The sequence below is a fragment of the Devosia sp. MC1541 genome, from assembly GCF_012847305.1.
Classification (GTDB): domain Bacteria; phylum Pseudomonadota; class Alphaproteobacteria; order Rhizobiales; family Devosiaceae; genus Devosia.
Genome location: NZ_JABBDZ010000001.1, coordinates 364206 through 385744, shown reverse-complemented (window position 1 = coordinate 385744; position 21539 = coordinate 364206). Strand labels below are relative to the sequence as shown.

At 56.1% G+C, this 21539-nt stretch carries 21 protein-coding genes; 17 read left to right on the top strand and 4 right to left on the bottom strand.

Annotation, left to right across the window (positions count from 1 at the left end; translation table 11 throughout):
• Positions 1–27 precede the first annotated feature (27 nt).
• Positions 28–1221 (bottom strand): ROK family protein, encoded by a 1194-nt coding sequence (locus HKD40_RS01760; RefSeq protein ID WP_169194183.1) that lies wholly within the window; start codon positions 1219–1221, stop codon positions 28–30.
• A gap of 223 nt (positions 1222–1444) precedes the next feature.
• On the opposite strand from HKD40_RS01760, the gene HKD40_RS01755 reads away from it, so the two are divergent.
• From HKD40_RS01755 to HKD40_RS01730, 6 genes are all read left to right on the top strand, one after another.
• Positions 1445–2680, top strand: a complete 1236-nt coding sequence (locus HKD40_RS01755) for an extracellular solute-binding protein (protein WP_169193995.1) — start codon at positions 1445–1447, stop codon at positions 2678–2680.
• 126 nt (positions 2681–2806) lie between these two features.
• The gene (locus tag HKD40_RS01750; protein ID WP_169193994.1) at positions 2807–3739 is read left to right on the top strand and encodes a sugar ABC transporter permease; all 933 of its coding nucleotides are present in this window, start codon (positions 2807–2809) and stop codon (positions 3737–3739) included.
• A complete protein-coding gene (locus HKD40_RS01745) occupies positions 3736–4593 on the top strand; it encodes a carbohydrate ABC transporter permease (RefSeq protein WP_169193993.1) in 858 nt (285 codons plus the stop codon). The genes HKD40_RS01750 and HKD40_RS01745 overlap by 4 nt, the downstream gene beginning before the upstream one ends.
• Positions 4594–4597: 4 nt before the next feature.
• Complete coding sequence (argH, locus tag HKD40_RS01740) at positions 4598–6106, top strand: argininosuccinate lyase (RefSeq protein ID WP_169193992.1); 1509 nt, start codon at positions 4598–4600, stop codon at positions 6104–6106.
• On the top strand, positions 6106–7173 hold the full coding sequence (gene ugpC / locus HKD40_RS01735; RefSeq protein WP_169193991.1) for a sn-glycerol-3-phosphate ABC transporter ATP-binding protein UgpC: 1068 nt from the start codon (positions 6106–6108) through the stop codon (positions 7171–7173). Before argH ends, ugpC begins: the two co-directional genes overlap by 1 nt.
• Positions 7170–8069 (top strand): sugar kinase, encoded by a 900-nt coding sequence (locus tag HKD40_RS01730; protein WP_169193990.1) that lies wholly within the window; start codon positions 7170–7172, stop codon positions 8067–8069. Before ugpC ends, HKD40_RS01730 begins: the two co-directional genes overlap by 4 nt.
• Positions 8070–8190: 121 nt before the next feature.
• Here the strand turns inward: HKD40_RS01730 and HKD40_RS01725 are convergent, their stop codons facing one another.
• Positions 8191–8916: a GntR family transcriptional regulator gene (locus tag HKD40_RS01725; protein ID WP_199368487.1), complete on the bottom strand. Its 726-nt coding sequence runs from the start codon at positions 8914–8916 to the stop codon at positions 8191–8193.
• A gap of 133 nt (positions 8917–9049) precedes the next feature.
• On the opposite strand from HKD40_RS01725, the gene HKD40_RS01720 reads away from it, so the two are divergent.
• The 7 genes from HKD40_RS01720 to HKD40_RS01690 all read left to right on the top strand — a co-directional run bounded on the left by HKD40_RS01720 (position 9050) and on the right by HKD40_RS01690 (position 17063).
• Positions 9050–10624, top strand: coding sequence for an ABC transporter substrate-binding protein (locus HKD40_RS01720; protein WP_199368485.1), 1575 nt, complete (start codon positions 9050–9052; stop codon positions 10622–10624).
• Between the two features lie 99 nt (positions 10625–10723).
• Positions 10724–11689 (top strand): ABC transporter permease, encoded by a 966-nt coding sequence (locus tag HKD40_RS01715; protein WP_169193989.1) that lies wholly within the window; start codon positions 10724–10726, stop codon positions 11687–11689.
• 1 nt (position 11690) lies between these two features.
• The gene (locus HKD40_RS01710; protein WP_210256990.1) at positions 11691–13694 is read left to right on the top strand and encodes a dipeptide/oligopeptide/nickel ABC transporter permease/ATP-binding protein; all 2004 of its coding nucleotides are present in this window, start codon (positions 11691–11693) and stop codon (positions 13692–13694) included.
• Positions 13691–14503, top strand: a complete 813-nt coding sequence (locus HKD40_RS01705) for a dipeptide/oligopeptide/nickel ABC transporter ATP-binding protein (protein ID WP_169193987.1) — start codon at positions 13691–13693, stop codon at positions 14501–14503. Before HKD40_RS01710 ends, HKD40_RS01705 begins: the two co-directional genes overlap by 4 nt.
• Positions 14504–14540: 37 nt before the next feature.
• A complete protein-coding gene (locus HKD40_RS01700) occupies positions 14541–15464 on the top strand; it encodes a dihydrodipicolinate synthase family protein (protein ID WP_169193986.1) in 924 nt (307 codons plus the stop codon).
• Positions 15465–15534: 70 nt separating this feature from the next.
• Positions 15535–16209, top strand: a complete 675-nt coding sequence (locus tag HKD40_RS01695) for a putative N-acetylmannosamine-6-phosphate 2-epimerase (RefSeq protein WP_169193985.1) — start codon at positions 15535–15537, stop codon at positions 16207–16209.
• A complete protein-coding gene (locus tag HKD40_RS01690; protein ID WP_169193984.1) occupies positions 16206–17063 on the top strand; it encodes an ROK family protein in 858 nt (285 codons plus the stop codon). Before HKD40_RS01695 ends, HKD40_RS01690 begins: the two co-directional genes overlap by 4 nt.
• Positions 17064–17080: 17 nt before the next feature.
• Here the strand turns inward: HKD40_RS01690 and HKD40_RS01685 are convergent, their stop codons facing one another.
• Together HKD40_RS01685 and HKD40_RS01680 are read right to left on the bottom strand one after the other, a co-directional pair.
• Positions 17081–17683, bottom strand: a complete 603-nt coding sequence (locus HKD40_RS01685; RefSeq protein ID WP_169193983.1) for a YigZ family protein — start codon at positions 17681–17683, stop codon at positions 17081–17083.
• A 68-nt stretch (positions 17684–17751) separates the two neighbouring features.
• Complete coding sequence (locus tag HKD40_RS01680; RefSeq protein WP_169193982.1) at positions 17752–17964, bottom strand: hypothetical protein; 213 nt, start codon at positions 17962–17964, stop codon at positions 17752–17754.
• Between the two features lie 689 nt (positions 17965–18653).
• On the opposite strand from HKD40_RS01680, the gene HKD40_RS01675 reads away from it, so the two are divergent.
• The 4 genes from HKD40_RS01675 (at position 18654) to HKD40_RS01660 (ending at position 21535) form a co-directional block, all read left to right on the top strand.
• On the top strand, positions 18654–19202 hold the full coding sequence (locus tag HKD40_RS01675; RefSeq protein ID WP_169193981.1) for a porin family protein: 549 nt from the start codon (positions 18654–18656) through the stop codon (positions 19200–19202).
• 318 nt (positions 19203–19520) lie between these two features.
• Positions 19521–20105, top strand: coding sequence for an outer membrane beta-barrel protein (locus HKD40_RS01670; RefSeq protein WP_169193980.1), 585 nt, complete (start codon positions 19521–19523; stop codon positions 20103–20105).
• 492 nt (positions 20106–20597) lie between these two features.
• Positions 20598–20963, top strand: coding sequence for an NADH-quinone oxidoreductase subunit A (locus HKD40_RS01665; protein ID WP_169193979.1), 366 nt, complete (start codon positions 20598–20600; stop codon positions 20961–20963).
• Positions 20954–21535 carry an NADH-quinone oxidoreductase subunit B gene (locus tag HKD40_RS01660; RefSeq protein WP_169193978.1) on the top strand — a complete coding sequence of 194 codons (582 nt, stop codon included), beginning with the start codon at positions 20954–20956 and terminating at the stop codon, positions 21533–21535. Before HKD40_RS01665 ends, HKD40_RS01660 begins: the two co-directional genes overlap by 10 nt.
• The last annotated feature ends 4 nt before the right edge of the window (positions 21536–21539 follow it).

Genomic DNA, 21539 nt, shown 5'->3' with positions numbered 1-21539 from the left:
TCGACTAGTCCTTGCGTCGAAGATGGGTCAGTTTGCAGGATCGGAAAGGCTGAGGTGTGGGGAGACGGTGTCGAGCAATGGCAATGCTGCAGCACCGAGGGCGGCTGTTAGTTGGCCAGTCTGCCCGCCTAGAACGCGCGGCAAGACGCGTTTGTCACGTGTGGCCACAGTAACGGGCAGGGGATTAATTGTTGAAATAACTGCTTCCAGTACGGCGTCAGGTAGACCGCCGCCAAAGATAATGGTTTCGGGGTCGAAAATGTTTTCGAGTAGGGCCACGGTGGGCGCGAGATAGTCCGCAGCGGTCTCAATCCAATCGAGCAGAGTTGGATTTTGCGCCTCGTGCAGGCGCTCGATATCTTCCACGGTTTTGGCATAGATGCCCGCCATGGCCAAACGCTCACGCAGAGCGAAAACGGATACGAACCGCTCGAGTGCGCCAGCCGGGCCTGCCTTGCCTGCGCCATTGCGCGGCACTAGGCCGATGTGACCGATTTCGCCAGCATTGCCAAATGCACCACGCAAAGGGCGGCCATCGTGTATGACGCCGAGCCCAAGGCCAACGCCGAAATAGAGGTAACAGAAATTGGTAAGCTGGCGACCGGCGCCATAGAGGCGCTCGCCTACGACAGCGGCGGTCGCGTCGTTTTCGACAACTACATCGTGACCAGTGGCTTGGGAGAAGAGTTTTCTTGGGTCGTGGCCAGTCCAGCCTGGGAGGGTCGCCGGACCGACAGAACTCATACCCTCAATTTCAAACGGTCCGGGCATTACCACGCCGATGCCCAAAAGTTTGGGGGGCGGTGTTACGGAGAGTTCGGTTTGAAGACGGGCCACTTCATCTGCGACAAGTTTTGGCACGACCGCCGGGCCGGTATCCTCAAGTCGACTGATCGACTGCGCACGCACGCGACCAGAGAGATCGAGAAGAACGCACACCATATGGTCGGCGGCGATTTCGACGCCTGCGGTGAGTGGGCCGTCGGGATTGACTGCAAATTGGATCGGGGGCTGACCACGCCCAGAGCGAAGCCGTCCCAATTCTATCAGCATCCCCTCGGCGAGCAGCTCTTCAACGATATTGGTCACCGCTTGGGCGGTGATTTTGGCGTGGCGGGCAATTTCAGTGCGGCCCAAATGACCGTGTAATCTGATCACTTCAAGGACGACGCGGCGATTGTGCGCGCGGTTACGTTCTGGGTTGGAGCCGATAGCGACCATAGGCGGTACGGGTTTTTTGCTGCGGCTAGTCACGAGTGATCTCCGAAGGATGCGCTCAACTCATAGCACCAAAAGTCGAATGTCAAAACAATAACTCAAGTAGATTATGTTATTGACAATCGCTTGGATTCTGGGGGACGTTGAAGGCAAGCTTGGAAGGGGACTTTCAGGTCACATGGAGAGCTGTCGCTTAGGCCGACGGTCGTATGGAGGATATATACCAATGCTTCTCAAAGCAAAAATGGCCGGCCTCGCCGCTGGCATCAGCATGTTGGCACTCGGCTCCGCCCAGGCCGTTGAAATCGAATACTGGCAGTATGTGTTCGATAGCCGTGTTCAGGCTATGGACAAGCTGATCGAGAATTTCGAGGCGGCTAACCCAGGCATTACCGTCAAGCAGACAACCTTCCCTTATGCCGATTACCAGACGCGCGTTGTCGCTGCTAAGGTTGCAGGGCAGGGTCCGGATGTTGTGCAGCTCTTCTACGGTTGGACCGATCAGTTCGTGAACGGTGGCCTCATTCAGCCACTTGATCCGGCTGTGTTCCCGCACGACGAGATTGAATCAGAATTTTTCCCAATCGTTTCTGCGATGAAGCGTGGCGAAGACTATTATGGTCTGCCGACGGCAGTGCGTTCGCTTGCACTGTTCTACAACAAGGCGCACTTCGCTGAAGCTGGTATCGAGCCTCCAAACAATCTGGAAGATCTCGTCGCTGCCGCTAAGGCCACCACAAAGGTCGATGGTAGTGGCAACATCACGTCCGCTGGTATCACGCTCGATATGGCAGGGCAGGATCACCATTGGTGGCGCGAAGTGCTCGTTCGTCAGTTCGGCGGCGTCCCATATGATGCAGAAGGCAACGTCGCTTATAACGACGAAGCTGGTGCAGCCGCGATGAAGTTCTATACGGACCTCCAGACCGAGCAGAAGGTTGGCCTGGTTGGGTTCATGGATGAAGGTCAGGCAGCATTCCGTGCAGGCCTTGCTGCTATGACCATCGACGGTACGTTCCGTCTCGGTGCGTTCGCCGCCAACCCATTTGAATGGGGTGTTGTCGAGCTGCCAGCCGATGCAAACGGTATGCGTTCGAACTACTCGTCCTACTTTGCTAACGGCATCGGCGCGACTGCTCAGGGTGAAGAGCTCGAAGCTGCGCAGAAGTTCCTGCAGTACATTTCCTCGGAAGAGGCGATGAACGTCTGGCTGGAAACGGTTGGCGAACTGCCAGCGCGTCGCGACGCTGCACTGACCGAAGCCAATCTTGCTGACCCAATCCGCGCGCCGTTCTTGAAGGGCCTTGAATACGCTCACACCACTCGCTTCTACGACGAAGCTGGTCAGCGTACGACAGCGATCGATGCGGTTAATCGTATTCTGCTCGAAGGTCAGTCGCCAGCCGACTCCGTTGCTGCTGCTGCTGCAGCAGAGCAGGCGATCATCAACGACAACCGCTAATCGCCGGGCTTAGAGCTCGCGATTATCTCCAAAAATTCGTTCCATCCCGGTCCTTGTGATCGGGGTGGTTCGTCAGGCGGTGTGGATCTGTGGCTCTAGCGCCCGGGTGCCCCACAAGGAGCAAACATGGCGTCAACGAACGCACTTCCACAGTCAGGACCGGTACGGCTTTGGGACCGACTGACTATCGGCCAAAAGCGTGTGATCTGGGCTTGGGTGTTTCTCATCATCCCGATCGCCTTCTACGCAGGCATTCGATTTTATCCAACGTTTCAGGCGTTTTGGCTATCGCTGACCAATTGGGACCTCTTGCGTCCGGCCAAGTTTATCGGCTTTGCGAACTATCAAAAAATGTTCGCAGATCCAGCTTTCTGGAAAGTGTTCAACAACACCTTCCTCTATCTCATCATCGGTACGCCACTGAGTTTGGTGATCTCCTTCTTGATCGCCTACTACCTCGACCGCGTCCGCTTCATGCATGGTTTCATCCGTGCGCTCTATTTCCTGCCCTTCCTAACCACGGCTGCGGCTATGGGTTGGGTATGGCGTTGGTTCTATCAGCCGGTTCCAATCGGCGTGATTAACTCCGTTCTGAGCAGTGTTGGGATCCCGCAGCAGCCATTCCTGCGTTCGGTCGATCAAGCGCTGTTTTCAATTCTCATTCCAGCAATTTGGGCAGGATTGGGCTTCCAGATCATCATTTTCATGGCTGGTTTGCGCGCTATTCCATCGACCTTTTATGAGGCCGCGCGCATCGACGGCTTGGGCGATGGCGCTATTTTGCGCAAGATCACCATTCCGCTGCTGAAGCCGACAACCGTGTTCCTCGTCGTCTTTTCGTCCATCGGTTTCCTCCGCATCTTTGACCAGGTCTACAACATGACCACCAATGATCCGGGTGGCCCGCTGAACTCGACTAAGCCACTTGTGTTGATGATCTATCAGACCGCGTTCTCGTCCTACCAGATGGGCTATGCCGCTGCGCAGACAGTGGTGCTGTTCACCATCCTGCTCATCGTCTCTCTGCTCCAGCTCTATGTGCTGAGGGAAAAGAAATGACCGCTACAACCGTTTCCTCTGAATTGGCGGCCAACCGCCGCGATATTCGTCCCGGTCGTTACATTGCATGGACGCTGCTGTTCATCGGTGGGCTGATCATGATCACGCCATTGCTGTTCATGTTCTCGACCTCGCTCAAGACGTCGGGTCAGGTCTATGACTTGAAGCTGATCCCATCTGCACCGACCTTTGAGAATTATCTCAAGGTTCTGCAGGATGGTCGCTTCCTGCAGTGGTTCATCAACTCGACTTTCATTGCTGTCGTGGTGACCGCGTCGAACGTCTTCTTCGACAGTCTTGTCGGCTACACGCTGGCGAAATTCCAATTCCGTGGCCGCTACTTCATCTTCCTCGCTATCCTGTCGACCTTGATGATCCCGACCGAAATGTTGGTGATCCCGTGGTATTTGATGTCGAGCCAGCTGGGTTGGTTGAACTCGTATTGGGGCATCATGTTCCCAGGCCTGATGACGGCATTTGGCACCTTCTTGATGAAGCAGTTCTTTGAAGGCGTGCCGAACGACTTCCTCGAGGCGGCGCGCGTTGATGGGCTGAACGAATTCACCATCTGGTGGAAGATCGCGATGCCGATGGTGGTTCCTGCCATCTCGGCTCTGGCCATCTTCTCCTTCCTCGGCAACTGGACTGCCTTCTTCTGGCCGCTGATCGTGACGACCTCCAAGGAGCTCTACACACTGCCTGTGGGTATCTCTTCGTTCTCGGCGGAAGCTGCGATCCAGTGGGAGTTGATTATGACTGGCGCGGCGATCGGCACAATTCCGACGCTGCTCGTCTTCCTTGCTCTCCAGCGCTACATCGTTCGCGGTGTTATGCTGGCCGGTCTGAAGGGCTAAGGCCATGACCGATCCACGTCTCACCGACACCTCGGTCTTTCCGGACCCAGTTTACATAGAAACCGTTCTTCGCCCCCTCTTTGATGGGGCGAAGGATCACCACGTCGAAGGTTTTCGCGCCATCGACCGTGCGCATTTGGTGATGCTGGTTGAAACCGGCATTCTCACCGAAGAGCAGGGAAGCGACATTGCTAAAGCGCTCGAGAGCATTGATGCCGAAATTGAGCCATCGTCCCTTGTTTACACCGGTGAGGTAGAAGACTTCTTCTTCCTGATCGAACGCGAATTGAAAAAGCGCGTTGGCCCGGACCTTGGTGGGCGTTTGCACACCTCCCGTTCGCGCAACGATATCGATCATACTTTGTTCAAGCTGGGTATCCGCGAGCGGTTGAACGTGTTGCTCGAGAAGGCACTGGCGCTGCATGCAGCGCTCATTGATGCGGCTGAACGGGAAAGGGCGACGCTGATAGTCGCCTATACTCATGGCCAGCCAGCGCAGCCAACCACCTTTGGTCACTACCTTTCTGCAGTCGTAGAGTTTGTTGGTCGTGACATCGAGCGGCTGTTCGAAGCATACCGCATTCTCGATTACTCGCCGATGGGTGCGGCTGCGATCACGACCTCGGGGTTCCCGATTGATCGTCACCGCGTTGCCGACCTTTTGGGCTTTTCAGAGCCTTTGCAGAATTCTTATTCCTGCATTGCGGGCGTGGATTACATCACCTCGACCTACTCAGCCATTGAACTGATGTTCCTCCATCTTGGTCGTGTCATTCAAGACTTCCAAGTGTGGACGAGCTTTGAGGTCGGGCAGATCTATGTGCCAAATAGCCTCGTGCAAATCTCCTCGATCATGCCGCAGAAGCGCAATCCGGTGCCGATTGAGCACTTGCGTCATCTTTCGAGCCAGACCGTTGGTCGCGCTCATGCCATGCTGACCGTGGTGCACAACACCCCGTTCACCGATATGAACGACAGCGAAGGGGAAACGCAGTCGATGGGCTATGGCGCTTTCGCCAGTGCCTATCGCGTGCTCGACCTGTTGGCCGCTCTGGTTGCACAAATCCGCATCAACCCTGATCGTGTGCGCGAAAACATCTCGCGCTCCTGCATCACCATCACCGAACTGGCGGACAGCCTAGTTCGGCGCGAGGGCTTGTCGTTCCGCGAGGGACACGAGATTGCGGCGGCAGTGGCCAAGTCGGTTGTCGCCCAAAAGGGCGATTTGGCCAAGGACGGCTACGCTTCATTCCGGGAGGCCTTCTTGTACGCAACCCAGCGCGAAACGGCACTGAACGAAGCCAGCTTCGCTGAAATCGTCTCGCCTGAATATTTCGTCGCTGTGCGGACACGCTACGGCGGTCCGGCACCTGAGCCGCTGAACGCGGCCATTGCTGGCTACAAAACCAAAGCAGCAGAACTTGCTGCAAAACACGAAACATTCTTGCGCCGACAGGCTGACGCCGCGCGCACGCTCAATGAGCGATTCAACGCATTAAAGGGAGCAGTCTGATGGCCAGTATCGAACTTCAGGGCTTGATCAAGGCTTACGGCAAAACCCAAGCCGTTCACGGTATTGACCTTAAGATCGAAGACGGCGAGTTCGTTGTCTTTGTCGGTCCATCGGGGTGCGGCAAATCAACGACACTGCGCATGATCGCAGGCTTGGAAGACATTTCCGGCGGCAAGCTGCTGATCGGTAATGAGGTCGTGAACCAGCGCGAACCAAAGCAGCGTAACATCGCTATGGTGTTCCAGAACTATGCGATTTACCCGCATATGACGGTGGGCCAGAACATCGGTTTTGGGCTTTATACCTCAAAGCTCTCGAAGGCTGAGAAGCAGCAGCGCATCGAAGAAACTGGCAAACTCTTGGGCCTGTCCCATCTGCTCGATCGCCGTCCTGCAGCTCTCTCTGGCGGTCAGCGTCAGCGCGTCGCTATCGGTCGCGCGATGGTACGCGACCCCGTTGCGTTCCTTTTCGACGAGCCGCTCTCGAACCTTGACGCGCAGCTGCGTTCGCAGATGCGCATGGAAATCAAAGCGCTACATCAGCGCCTTGGCACCACCATTGTTTACGTAACGCACGATCAGGTGGAAGCCATGACCATGGCCGACAAGATCGTGGTTATGCGTGATGGTCATATTCTGCAGGTGGGGTCGCCGACCGAGCTTTATGAGAATCCTCAGGATGTGTTCACCGCGCGCTTTATCGGTAGCCCTTCAATGAACATGATCGATGGCCAACTGACAGCGTCGGACCTCAGCGTCGCCGGTGCCGCCATTTCCGGGCTTACCCTTCCCGGCCATGACGCCAAGGTGCTGGTTGGCATCCGTCCGCATGATCTTGTGGTCGGTGAAAGCGACGGCAATGGTTTTGTCGCCAGCGGCCTGGTGGAGGCTGTTGAGCCGCTTGGTTCGGAAACTCTGGTGCACATTGGCCTGAATGGCAAAACCGTCATCGGTACGGCACCAGGCCGCGTTGTGCCTGCTGTGGGGGCGTCGGTGACAGTACGGGCTGAGCCCGGTTCGCTTTATCTCTTTGATGCCGTGACCGAAAAGGCTATTGGCCGCGCATGACATCGACTTCGAACAAAGCCGGGGCTGTTCTCAGCCTCGGCCGTATATATTGCGACATGGTGTTTCGCGGCCTCGACGGCATGCCGCAACTGGGGCGCGAAATCTTCGCTGATGATTTCGCTTTAACCCCAGGTGGTGGTGCGCTGATCACGGCTGCTCATGTTGCAGCGCATGGTCGGCCCTCAGCAGTCGTGGCACGCTTTGGCACGGATCCGCTTTCGCGCACCTTGGGTGGTGAGATCGAGACGCTTGGGCTGGAATTGCAGTTCCTTGATCGGCACGAAACTGCTGGTCCGCAGTTGACTGTGGTTATCGTCAATAGCGGTGATCGCGCCTTTCTCTCGCGTCGTGCGGGCTATGCACGCCCGGAAACCTTTGAGACCGCAATCGCCTGGGATCAGGCAGCGCATTTGCATATTGCCGAATATGCAACGCTTTACGAAATGCAGGATGCTGTCGCTCTGGCGAAGGCGCAGGGACTGACCGTGTCTCTCGACCCGAGTTGGGATGACACGCTTATCAAGGATCCATTGTTCTTTGAACGTGCAAAAGATGTGGATCTGTTTTTGCCAAATCTGGAAGAAGCGCAGGCCCTGACCGGGGATACAGATCCGGCCGCGGCACTGGCTAAGCTGGCATCGCATTTCCCCGTTGTTGCACTCAAGCTAGGGGGCGACGGGGCTATGCTGGCCTGCGAAGGTGAGGTGATCGCCCGCAGCAGTGCAAAGGTTGAGGTGGTCGATACGACCGGCGCTGGCGATGCCTTTAATGCCGGGTTTATCGACGCTTGGCTGAATGGCCAGCCGAAGGAGGTATGCCTCGAGGCGGCGATACTGGCGGGTACGCGTTCAGTCCAAGCGTCTGGCGGTACGGGAAGCCTGCGTGCGGCGTCCTAAAATCTGATTGCCTGGCGTTCGGCTAGCTCGTTTGGCCTTCGATGCCGGGCAGTATGAAATCTCTTGGCGTCGCTATTCTTCGGGATAGCGACGCATTCACTTGCGCAGCTGGGGCAGGGTACTACGACTTCGCCTGCTTCTGCAGCATGCGCACCAGTGGATCATAGTGAGCGATCACGGCATGGCGGTAGCCTTCATGGTCTCCGCGTTGTGCCGACCAATAGAGGTCGCTATGCGCTTGCGCTGTTTGGCGCATGTCGTCTGGAAGGGCCAGATCAAGTTTCGGCAAGACGGCCGTATGGATGTCCCAGAAAGCTGCGACGAGTTGAACGGCCAACGGATTGCCAACCGGTGACAGCATTTCAGAGTGGAAGAGCCTGTCGTCACTCAAAAAGGGTTCATTGTTATTGGAGCGCTCAACCATGTTCGTGACGAGCCGTTCGATGATCGGGTTCGCCTTGCCTTTGTGAGCGTCCACCACAGCGTCGGTGAATGCCAAGTCCAGCACTCGACGAAGTTCGATCACTTCACGCAGCGCCTCAAGATCATCGCCGGGTGTTAGCGCGCCGCGAAACACAAGTGTCTCGACAAGTGGGGTCAGGCTCATATTCCCCACGACTGTGCCATGACCATGCCTGACTTCCACGATGTCGAGTGTGGCCAAAGTGCGAATCGCCTCGCGCACCGATGAGCGGGAAACCCCAAGATCGTTACAGAGCTCCGCCTCGGTCGGGATGGCATCCCCTGGCCGCAAACCCCTTTGCATAATCAGGTGCTTGATCTGTTCGGCAGTGGTCGAGCGGCGCATCCGCAATGGGCTATTGGTGCTGTCAGTCGGTTCGCTCATTTTCCTACCATGCGTGTATTTTCGCCGTAGCGTGCCGCGATATTCCGCGTATTTCGCTTGGATACAAGGCTTGCGTGCAGCCATACATTAGGATAGAAGACGTCAGACGTCTGATGTCAACTGGAGGGAATAAGTGACTTCGCGTTCTCAAGGGATTTCTCGCCGCGCTCTCTGCCTTGCTGCAGGTGCTTTCGCCTCAATGTCGCTGTTTGGCGCATCGGCCAGCTTTGCGCAGGTAAATACTGATAATATCGACCTCGATGCCACCATTCAGGCCGGTATCGCTTACGGTCTCTCTGGCACTTTCGATCCGCTCAATGCGTCGGGTGCGGTCACTGTGGCTGCCAATTGGCACACCATGGAAGGCTTGGTTGATCTCGACCCGGTCACCCGTCAGCCTTACGCTGCCCTGGCTGCAGAAATGCCGACCAGTGCTGATGGTCTCGAGTACATCGTTAAGCTGCGTGAGGGCGCTGTTTTTCATGACGGCACCCCAGTCACTGCAGAAGACGTTGTCTTCTCGGCTCAGCGTGTGCTGGATCCAAACTCGAACTCGCTGTTCCGCTCATTCGTAGCGTTCATCGATAAGGTGGAAGTCGTTGATGCAACGACTGTAAAGTTCACCAACAAGTACCCATTCTCGCTTTTCAACGAGCGTATCGGTTCGATCAAGATCGTTCCGAAGGCACTGGTTGAGGCAGATCCGGAAGCGTTCGGTAAGCTCCCGACTGGTACGGGTCCTTACAAGCTGATTTCGGCAGTGCCGGAAGCGGAAATTGTGTTTGAACGTAATGAGGCTTACACCGGCAATCGTCCTGCGCTTGCAGCCGATATGGTTTGGAACCTCATCGCCGATCCTACTGCGCGTGTGAATGCTCTGTCGTCTGGCACAATTCAGGCGATGGAAGACGTTCCTTACATCGACGTTGACGCGGTAGCTGCGACTGCTGAGCTTGAAAAGGCCCAGTCGTTCGGTCTGCTCTTCGCGATGTTTGACACCACGAAGGCGCCGTTCAACGATGTTCGTGTTCGTCAGGCGTTTATGTATGCGATCGACATGGATAAGGTCATTGGCACTGGCATGCTCGACAACGCATCCGCTGCTAAGGGCTTCCTTCCAGAAACGCACCCGAACTTCCACGAAGCTTCGACGGTCTATTCGCTGAACCAAGAAAAGGCCAAGTCGCTTCTCGCTGAAGCGGGTGTTCCTTCGCTTGATATCACGCTGATGAGCACTGATCATGGTTGGGTGAAGGATGTTGCGCCAATCATCAAGGAAAGCCTTGATGCTGTTGGTATCAACACCACGCTCGACATCGGTCAGTCCGGCGGTCAGTACGTTAAGGTCGATGCTGGCGAAATGCAGGTCATGATCGCCCCTGGTGATCCATCTGTGTTCGGCAATGACCCAGACATTCTGATGCAGTGGTGGTTTGGCGACAACATCTGGCCAACCACGCGCTACCGTTGGGCTGAAAGCGAAGGCTACGCCGAGCTGACTCAGCTGCTTGCCGACGCACAGAAGCTGTCCGGTGAAGAGCAGACTGCAAAGTGGAACGAAGCCATGGATCTTCTTTCTGAAGAAGTCGTGCTCTATCCGCTGCTGCACCGCCAGCTGCCGACGGCTTGGAACCCAGACGAACTCGAGGGCTTTGCACCAGTTCCAACCACTGGTCTGTCCTTCCTCGATGTTGGCGTGAAGAAGTAATAGCCAGTCGCGCACATTGCGCCATTCGCAAATACGGACCTCGGGTTATCCCGGGGTCTACTTCCCCGTCACGCTTACCCAGAAGAGAGCCAAGGCGGAATGCTAAACGTGCTCAATCTGATCGGTCGCCGCTTACTGCAATTGCCGATCATGATCCTAGGGATCACCTTCCTCGTCTTTTTCGTCATGTCCTTTTCGGGCGTAGATCCAGCGATCACCGCGCTGGGCGAGGGCGCATCGATGGAGGCGCGCGCTGCCTATCGGTTGCAGCATGGGCTCGATGAGCCGTTATTGTCCCGCTACATCGATTTCCTTTTCGGCATGATCCAGGGTGATCTGGGCACGTACTCTGCGCGCCAGTTGCCAGTGATTGACGAAGTTGCTCGCGCCTTTCCAATCACGCTGCAGCTGACCTTCCTTGGGTTGATAATTGCAGTCTTCTTCTCGCTATTGCTCGGTGTGATCGCTGCGATTTATCGCGATCGTTGGCCTGACCAGCTTATCCGTGTCTTCTCGATTGCGTCGCTGTCCACCCCCAGCTTCTGGCTTGCTGTTCTTCTTATCCAAGCGCTTGGGCACAAAGTCGGTTTGATTTCGCTCCTTCCGACATCTGGCCGATTGCCAGACATGTTTGACAATTTCGGCGGTTGGTTCCTCCGCATGTTGCTGCCTTCTGTGGCGCTTGCTGTGCCTGTTGTCGGCCAGTTGTCACGTGTTGTCCGCACTGCCGTTGTTGAAGAGCTCGACAAGGACTACGTCCGCACAGCTCTCGGGGCTGGCATTCCGCGACATGTCGTTGTCGGTCGTAATGTTCTGCGCAACGCGCTTATTACACCGATCACCGTTTTGGGGCTCCGCATCGGCTATCTTATGGGCGGTGCCGTCATCATCGAGATCATCTTTAACATCAACGGCATGGGCATGCTGATCCTCAATGGTGTCAGCAACAATGAACCAAACTTGGTGCAGGGCGTGACCCTGACCGTGGCGGTCGCCTTCATCGTGATCAATGTCGTGGTCGATCTGCTTTACGTGCTGGTCAATCCGCGCATCCGGGATATCTGACGTGATCCGTACTGAAACCACCAAAAAGCTTTCTGTTCCGGGTTTAAGCCTGGTAGGCCTGAAGAACCTTCCGTTGACGTCCAAGATCGCGCTCTTTGTGCTGGCGCTCGTTGGTTTCGGCGCTGTTTTTGCGCCGCTTGTCTCGCCGTTTGATCCGCTCGCCACCGGGCTAACACGTGGCCCAGCCGGGCCGGACGCAACGCACTGGTTCGGCACTGACCGACAGGGACGCGATATCTTCTCTCGTCTTGCCTATGGCGCCCGCTATTCTCTGATTATCGGTATAGCTGCGACCTTCGTTGCGCTCATTGCCGCCTCTGTCTTGGGCGCAATTGCTGCAACCGCTAGTAAGCTCGTTTCCGAGACGCTTATGCGAGTCCTCGACATGGTCATGTCGTTCCCGGGCATTGCTCTGGCAGTTGTATTCGTCACCGTGTTTGGCCAGAACCTGCCAGTCTTGGTCTTCACCATTGCCTTCCTCTATGTGCCGCAGATGACCCGTGTCATTCGTGCAAATATCATTGGCCAATATAGCGATGACTATGTTGCTGCGGTGCGCGTTATGGGCGCCTCCACACCGCACATTCTGATCAAACACGTCGCTCGAAATTGCTTGGCACCAGTGTTGGTTTTCGCAACCATCCTTGTTGCCGATGCGATTGTGTTTGAAGCTTCGCTCTCCTTTATTCAGGCTGGTGTTCCCGACCCGGAGCCAAGTTGGGGTAATGTGATGGCCGCCGGTCGTCAGCTCGTCATGTCCGGCAGCTGGTGGTCGACTTTCTTCCCCGGCATGATGATTACGATTACAGTTTTGGCGCTCAATATTCTTGCCGAAGGCATGACGGACGCCATGGCGGCACCTCGTGCTCGCGCAGCGATCAACCAGAGCCAAGTTGCAGCCGCGATCGATCAGCTCACTGCGCCAAAGGCCCAGGGTAATGAGGCGGTAGCGGGTGACGCGGTCGTCCCACTCGAGGATCGTCTTGCCGAACTCCGACGCATTGAGTTGGCCCGAACGGATCGCCTCGTGGGTGACGACAGCAAGGCTCCACTTCTCGAAGTTAAGAACCTTTCGATAGCCTTCCCAAGACACGGCAATGTCAACGTCGTGGACGAGATCTCCTTCTCGGTTCGTCCGGGAGAGACCGTTGCGCTCGTTGGCGAAAGTGGTTGCGGCAAGTCCATCACGTCGCTTGCGGTTATGGGTCTTCTTGATCCGAGGGCGAAAATCACGGGCGAGATTCTGTTTGAAGGTAAGAACCTTCTCACCATGACCGAGAAGGAGCGCAATGCTCTGCGCGGTAAGGGCATCGCCATGATTTATCAGGACGCGCTGTCGTCGCTGAACCCGGCTATGTTGATCCGCAGCCAGATGGCCCAGCTCACCTCGCGTGGTGGGACCCGCACGGCTGAAGACCTGCTCACCATGGTTGGACTTGAGCCACAGCGTATCCTCAATTCGTATCCGCATGAGCTTTCGGGTGGACAGCGGCAACGCGTACTTATCGCCATGGCGCTTACCCGCAATCCGCGTCTGGTCATCGCCGACGAACCGACTACGGCACGCGACGTGACCGTACAGAAGCAAGTGGTTGAACTGCTCAATCGTCTGCGCGAAGAACTCGGCTTTGCAATGCTCTTCGTGTCTCACGATCTGGCCTTGGTTGCTGAAATCTCCCACCGCATTTCGGTGATGTATGCTGGCCAGATGGTTGAGCAGGGTAAAACCCGTGAGGTTCTGACTCAGCCGGTGCACGAATACACCCGTGGCTTGCTTGGTGCTGTTCTCAGCATCGAAGCGGGTGCTTCCCGACTTCACCAGGTGAAGGGCACAGTACCTTCTCCGCGTGAATTCCCGGAAGGCGATCGTTTCGCACCACGGTCATCTGACCCTGAGCGCAATGCGGGTGTGCGTCGGGTCTTCCGCCAAATACCAAACATGCAGCATTTTTATGCAGCTCATCCCGATGACGCCTTGGTTCAACCTTTGGAGCAAAACGCATGAGCACGGATGCATCCGAAAAGGGCGAGGCCCTTATTGAACTGCGCAACGTCTGCGTCGACTTCCGTATCCGGTCGTCCATTCTGAAGCCGGTTTCGCTTCGTGCACTCGATACTATTTCCCTTGCGGTTCATCGCGGCCGCACCTTGGGTGTAGTGGGCGAATCTGGTTCAGGAAAATCGACCGCTGCGAAAGTGTTGATTGGTCTTCTGGCACCGAGTTCGGGTCAGATTTTCTTTGGCGGCGAAGAGGTCAAGAAGTTCGACGCGAAGACGCGCAAGCGTATTGGTCGGGTGGTGTCGGTTGTGTTCCAAGATCCGGCTACCGCACTCAATTCGCGAATGCTTGTCAGGGATGCGCTGGTTGATCCATTGCAGGTCCACGGCATTGGCGACGACAGCTCGCGTCAGCGTCGCGTCTCTGAGTTGGTTTCTTTGGTCGGTCTGCCGCAATCCGTGCTTGACGCAATTCCAGCTCAACTCTCAGGCGGGCAACGCCAGCGTGTTGCGATTGCTCGCGCTCTCGCACTAGAGCCTCAGGTGATTGTTGCCGATGAGCCGACGTCGGCACTCGACGTTTCGGTTCGGGCGCAGATTCTCAATCTTCTCCAGGACCTCAAGCGCGAGCTTAATTTGGGGATGGTTTTCATTTCCCACGACATTCAGACCGTACGCCACATCTCGGACGATATCGCCGTGATGAACCGCGGCAAGGTCATCGAATATGGACCGGGCGCTCAGGTGCTCGGCTCTCCGTCCCAAAACTACACCCGTACTCTGCTCGCGGCAGCGCCAAGCCTGCTGCACGTTTAGTCGGATCCTCCTTAACCTCCTGACCCTTGGTCCTCTCATGTCTAAGCACGTTTATCACGGCATCGTTCCTCCAGTCGTCACACCGCTCAATGCGGACGGCACCGTCAATTTTGACGATCTCACCAACCTCGTCGAGTACCTGATTGCCTCCGGCGTGCACGGCCTATTCGCCCTCGGCTCGACCGGCCAGGTCTGCTATTTGTCTGAGGAAGATCGCGTCGCGATCGTTCGCCACATCGCCAAGGTCAACGCTGGTCGCGTTCCGATTATCGCTGGCGCGATGGAAGTCTCCCCGCAGACCGTCATTCGCACCGCCAATAAGATGATTGAAGCCGGCGCAGACTCCATCGTGACCACCGCGCCAATGTACACCATCAACGATGAAGCTGAAGTGGCTGACCACTTCCGCATCATCAAGGCGGGTATTTCGGTTCCACTGTTCGCCTACGACATTCCGGTGCGCGTTCACAAAAAGCTGTCGCCTAAGCTGCTCGTTCAGCTCGGTAAGGAAGGCGTCATTGCTGGCGTGAAGGACTCTTCGGGCGACGACGTGTCGTTCCGTCGCCTCCTTGCCTACAACGAAGCTGCCGGTAAGCCATTGGTACTGTTCACCGGTCACGAAATGGTTGTTGATGCCATGGCTCTTATCGGTGCCGATGGTGCCGTTCCTGGCGCTGCGAACTACGAAGCAGCGGCGTACGTCCGTTTGTGGGACGCTGCTAAGGCTGGCGACTACGCCACTGCCGTCAAGGAACAGAAGTTCATCAACGATCTTTTCGAAGTCGTTTTTGTACCGGCTGGTCGCTCGGGTGACGCTACCGGTGTTGGCGCGTTCAAGGTCGTTATGGCCGCACGCGGCATTATTTCGTCGGCAACGATGACCGCGCCTCTGAAGGGTTTGGATGCGGAAACTACTGCCAAGATTGAAAAGATCGCCCGCGATCTCGGCGTGATCAGTTAATCTGAATACCGTTTCCGGCGGCGACACGTTCGCCCGTTGCCGCCGGTACTCTCGTTTAAAGGACTAGATCGTGGACATTTTGAGCCGCATCCGTGGGGGCCTGGTGGCCTCGTGTCAGCCAGTAGATGACGGTCCGATGGATCGCCCAGAGATTGTTGCGGCCATGGCGCAGGCCTGTGTCGCCGGTGGCGCTGTTGCTCTTCGCATTGAAGGTGTCGACAATCTCAAGGCGACCCGCCCGCTGGTCAATGTCCCGATCATTGCCATTGTAAAATCTGATCTCGAAGACAGCCCTGTTCGCATTACCGTGCGTGTTTCGGAAGCTATCGCTTTGGCAGAAGCCGGTGCCGACATAATAGCCTATGACGCGACTGACCGCGCGCGTCCTGACAGCAAGGAAGCAGTGCTGGCTGCTATTCTCGGAGCCGGGAAAATTGCGATGGCAGACAGTTCGACTCTTGCTGATGGCAAGCTAGCGCTCGCTGGTGGTGCGCAGATTTTGGGCACGACCATGTCCGGCTACACCGAGGCAACAGCCGGGAATAACGATGGACCGGATTTCCGGCTTATCCGCGACTTCAAAGCCTTAGGTGCATTTGTTATGGCTGAAGGCCGCCTTAATTCACCTGACTTGGCCGCAGCAGCCATGCAATCTGGTGCAGACGCGGTTACCGTTGGTAGTGCCTTGACGCGTCTCGAACATGTTACCTCTTGGTTCGCTGACGCCATTCGGAGCGCAAAATGAGCCTAAGCGGGTTCGCGGTTGATCTGGGCGGCACTAAGATCGCAGCAGCGCGCATTGAAGACGGTCGCGTGGCCGTAAAAGTGCAGGATATGACAGATCCCGCTGCGGGTCTGCACGCGCAAATAGATAAGATGGCGGACCTGTTGAGAGGCATCGGTCATTCAGAAGGTCAGCCTGTTGGTGTCGCTGTCGCAGGGCGCGTTGATCACCAAGGCAATTGGCACGCGGTTAATACCAAAACTCTCAGTGCAATTACGGCGGCGCCGTTGGGCGCCTTGCTCGGCGAGCGCTTTGGCCACAAAAGCTGCGCAATAAATGATGCGGCGGCGGCGGCAGTTGCTGAAGCGAAGTTGGGGGCTGGGCAGGGGGCGTACAATTTTGCTTATATCACAGTGTCTACTGGCGTTGGCGGCGGCCTTGTCCTCGGTGGGAAGCTTGTCGAAAGCTCTAACGGCCTTGCCGGCCACGTTGGTTTCGTCTCATCGCCGTATGGCTCAGCGCGTTGCGGTTCCGGGCGTGTAGGAACTGTTGAGAGCATTGCCGGTGGTAAGGCTTTAGCCGCGGCGGCTGGGCTTGCAGATGCGAAAGCGGTTTTTGAAAGTGGCGAGCATGAAGGCGTTATCGCGCTCGCCGCTGCTAGCGTCGGCACACTGATAACGGATCTCACTTCAATTTTGGGGTTGGACCGCGTTGCCATCGGCGGAAGCATCGGCTTGGCACCAGGATTTCTCGATCGGGTGAAAAGTCAGGTTGCCGCTGAGCCGGAGCTGTTCCGCACCGAGATTTGTGCTGCTGCACTAGGGCACGACAGTGGGCTGCTCGGAGCATTGATGCATTGCCAAGACAAGTCGTGAGCGGATTGCTCTAAGGGTCAGCTTTCGTCCTGCGCAAAGACTAAGGCGCGGCCGCGGGTACTGTTGATGGCGTAAGCCCGCAGTTCCTCGGCGGCGTCACGAGCCACAGCAATTGTCAGGTTCGCACCTGTCGCGGTGAAGTCTTGTGCCGAAATGCTGGCATAGGGAAACGTAGGGATGCGCGCTTGAAGGGGTGCTACGTCCTCGAATGGCACCGTAATCTTGACGGTGCTCATTGCGATCAACTGAGCTTTCTCGGCGTTTCGCAAGCATTGGGCGGCGGTTCCGCCATAAGCTCTGATTAGTCCGCCGCTGCCGAGGAGTACGCCCCCAAACCATCGCGACACGTTGACGACGACGCCATCTAAATTCTGACCGTCAATGGCCTGCAGTATCGGCTTTCCTGCTGTGCCACTCGGTTCGCCGTCATCACTAAAGCGATAGGCTTGGCCGAGGCGCCATGCCCAACAATTATGCCCCGCATCAGTTGCGGCACTCTCCGTTAGAAATTGCTTCGCGTCCGCCTCTGATGCAATGGGAGCAGCCAGGGCGATGAAGCAACTCTTCTTAATGTCCTGCCGAAATGTTGCAGTGTTGATGAGCGTGAAACGGTCCGTCATTTACCAAGGGTACCATTCCTTGCTCAGGTGCGGAAATAGCATACCGTTTTCCGTTCACAGGCAGCGTTTTACGTTTTGCCTGCGAGTTCACGTTGGCGGTGAATGAATTTGATGGCTGTGGAATAGCGATTGTGCAGCTTTCGGTAGCTGACCAGTATGCCTTCGCTCACTTGCGCGTTTTCGAGCTGAACGTAGATCGCTTTGAATTCCTGCTCGATCTCGTGAGCATCCTCAAGCAAGCTTTGAATTTGTTTCTCAGTTAGTCGTACGACAGTCGCCATTGTTCGCCTCCATTGAATGGAAAAATGGGCGGGGCCGTTGTCGGTTCCAACGAGGGCGAGAGCGCAGAGGCTATTCAGGCAGCACGAAGCTCAAGCCAATCGATCCTTGCGCCTGCCAAATCACGCGACACGGTTCAAGTCGATGCGAGAAGAGTAGATAGCAGTCAGCGGCGACCTTAGTTTCTTCATCCAGGCGAACTCGAGCACCACCGGATGATTGCTCAATAATCGTCCCGGCTGCGCGCAGAAGCCCGTCACCCCAGACGAGCGTCGCTGGCAATCGCACTCTATCTCGTTCTTGGTCGCGCCGGTCGTTTTTCATGGACGACTGATTTGGGCCGAGTCGGCGAACGAGAAGCTAACGCAGTGACTAAAATTGTATCTTTATCGCTCTATCCACAGTGTTGAATTCTACTAAAGTGATGTTAAATATAAGGAATTATGCTCTTGTGTAAATCTTGCGCCGTTGATTGAGGATACCGATTGCGTTCTAAGTAATTGGAACCGAACGCGCGCCACTTCGTTTTTCGACTGCAGGCACCTCCCTCCCTGCGACCTCCAGTAGTCCCCGGTTCATGCACACAAGGCCGGGGACTTTTTTTTGTCTTGAGGGCATGGAGACGATTTGGAACTCCGCCATCGCTGCTGAGTTAGAGGTATAGCAAGGGCCGCACCGCAGGGGGTGCCAGATGAAATCGCAAATTCGAATTCTCATTCTGATACTGAGCGCGGTGTCGAACACTGGCTTGGCTGGTGCTGCTGAGCCTATTGCGGTGCCCATATCCACCTCTGCTTCTTTGCCTATCTACGATGAAGCCGACTTTGATTGGTCTGGACTCTACGCCGGGATCAGTGCTGGCCCTGTGCTCGATAATGACGGTGGAGCGTTAGCGCTGGGTGCGCAGCTTGGCATTCAAACCCAGTTCGACTTTTACTTAGTTGGAGCGGAAGTTGCCGTCCGTGGGCTTCCTGGCACCACAGGTCATGACGCTATGGCCTATGGTGAGATCCTTGGCAGGGCAGGGGTTATCGCGACTGATAGCCTACTCGTGTACACAGCAGCCGGGTACGGGCTGGATTTGGGACCTCAGCCAAACCAACAAGTCCTATTAGGCGGCGGGCTCGAAATTCCGATTTCGGACTCGGTTTCCTTGGGTGCGCAATATCTCCGTGGTGTCCCGATCTCCGGTGGGGAGCCCACGAATCTGATCACTTTTGGCGCTAATTGGCATTTTTGATCAAAGTGATAACGAATCTTAAATGAATGCGCGCGGCGGCGTGCGTTCGAATGTTGCAAACAGGGCGGAAATGTGTCACTAGTGTGATCTGCCGCCCTATTGTGCTGCGCCATCTGGCTGCAAGGGGTGTGGATGGACGCAAAAGCTAGGATTTGTCTCAAATTGGAGCGAATCCGTAGTTTCTTTGCAACACCATGGGCCAATTGGTCATGGATTCTTAGCCTCACTGGCTAAAATGCGCTTTGACGCACTTGTATCTTCCCTCTGTCTGAGTCATTTACAGGGCGACTACGGTTAACTCTATTGGGAGTGCAAGATATGTTTGTACGTTCTCTGGCTATCGGCGTTTCGGCCGCAGCTCTTATGGTTGGTGGCGCTCAGGCAGCTGACCTCATCATCCCAACCACCCCACAGCCAATCATCGAAACCTCTTCGGGTTTTGATTGGGAAGGTATCTATGCTGGTGCTCGCGTTGGCGGCCAGTGGGTTGGTACTCAGCAGTACGGTAACGCAGGTCGTATCGACACCACCAATGGTGTTCTCGGCGTTGCAGCTGGCGTGAACTTCATTCCAATGGACCCAGTTCTGGTTGGTCTTGAAGTGACCGGTGACTGGCTCTGGAACGACTCGTACTCGTCCGGTGAATTCTTCGCTAACCTCCGCGTTGGTGCTGTCGTAACCGACAACGCACTCGTATACGCAATCGGTGGCGTTGGCTTCCAGGCTCGTGAAGGCGTTGACAATGCTGGTATCTACCAGCTCGGCGCTGGCGTTGAATTCGCTGTAACCGACGCAGTAACCGTTCGCGGTGAAATCGTTGGTCAGGGCGCATTCGACAAGAATGGCTCGGACGACTTCTTCCGTGCGACCAAGGCAACCGTTGGTGCCTTCTACCACTTCTAAGCCAAGATAACGTATCGGGGCGCTTCGCGCGCTCCGATGCTTTACTTGCACCCAATTCGGCGGACCGCTCGCGCGGTTCGCCGTTTTGTTTTTTAGGGTGCCCTACACTAACGAGCGGTGCGTAAAACGCTCGCGAGAAAATTGGTACATGTGATCGATTCTCTTCGGCTTGAGATTTCGGCCTGTCGTTGCCCGTTTAGGGGCTGAATGGTGCTCGGCTAGTGCAATATAATGCAGTCGGCTGGGAGAGATTTGCCGGTCAATGCGACAAATTGCACTGGCTAATGCCAGAGAAACTGCACTAATTTCCAGTATTCGACAGTAGTCCGATTACATGATTGTGGTGGTCATGTTTTCTTTCCCTTGAAACAGGATGGGGGAAGGTCTAATCGGTTTCGCATCACCGGCGTGTCGGTACACTCGCCCCAATTGCGATGCTACCCGCATGCCAAACGGCCGCCCTGGCCGGAACACAGTTTTTAGGCTGCTCGCATGACTGATTTGCTCAGCGATTATTTGCCCATTGTTATCTTCATCGCCTTGTCGGGCCTTATCGGCGCGGCATTGCTGATTGCGCCATTCTTGATCGCCGTTAAACGTCCCGACCCTGAAAAGGTGTCGGCTTTCGAAGCTGGCTTCGAGGCGTTCAGCGACGCGCGCATGAAGGTTGATGTGCGTTTTTATCTGGTCGCGATTCTGTTCATCATTTTTGACCTCGAAGTCGCCTTCCTCTTTCCTTGGGCTGTAGCCTTCCGGGATGTCGGTTGGTTCGGTTTTTGGTCGATGATGGTTTTCCTCGCGGTGCTGACCATCGGGTTTATTTACGAATGGAGTAAGGGAGCTCTCGAATGGGATTGAGCCACGCAGATACCACGCTGGTTACGCCCCGTCCGACAGGTGCTCTGGACCCGGCGACGGGCAGGGCAGTTGGTGCTGACGATCCGTTCTTTGTCGGCGTGAACAACGAGCTGGCCGACAAGGGCTTCCTTGTGACCACGGTCTCTCAATTGATCACTTGGGCGCGCACTGGTTCGCTGATGTGGATGCAGACAGGTCTGGCTTGTTGCGCTGTCGAGATGATGCAGATGTCCATGCCGCGCTATGACGTGGAGCGCTTCGGTACGGCGCCCCGTGCGTCGCCGCGCCAGTCGGACGTTCTGATCGTCGCCGGTACGCTGACGAACAAAATGGCGCCCGCTCTGCGCAAGGTCTATGACCAGATGCCCGAGCCGCGCTACGTCATTTCCATGGGCAGTTGCGCCAATGGCGGCGGCTACTACCACTATTCCTATTCGGTCGTTCGCGGTTGCGATCGCATTCTGCCCGTAGACGTCTACGTTCCAGGCTGCCCGCCCACTGCTGAAGCGCTGCTCTACGGCATTCTTCTTTTGCAAAAGAAGATCCGCAGAGACGGCACGATCGAAAGATAAGGGC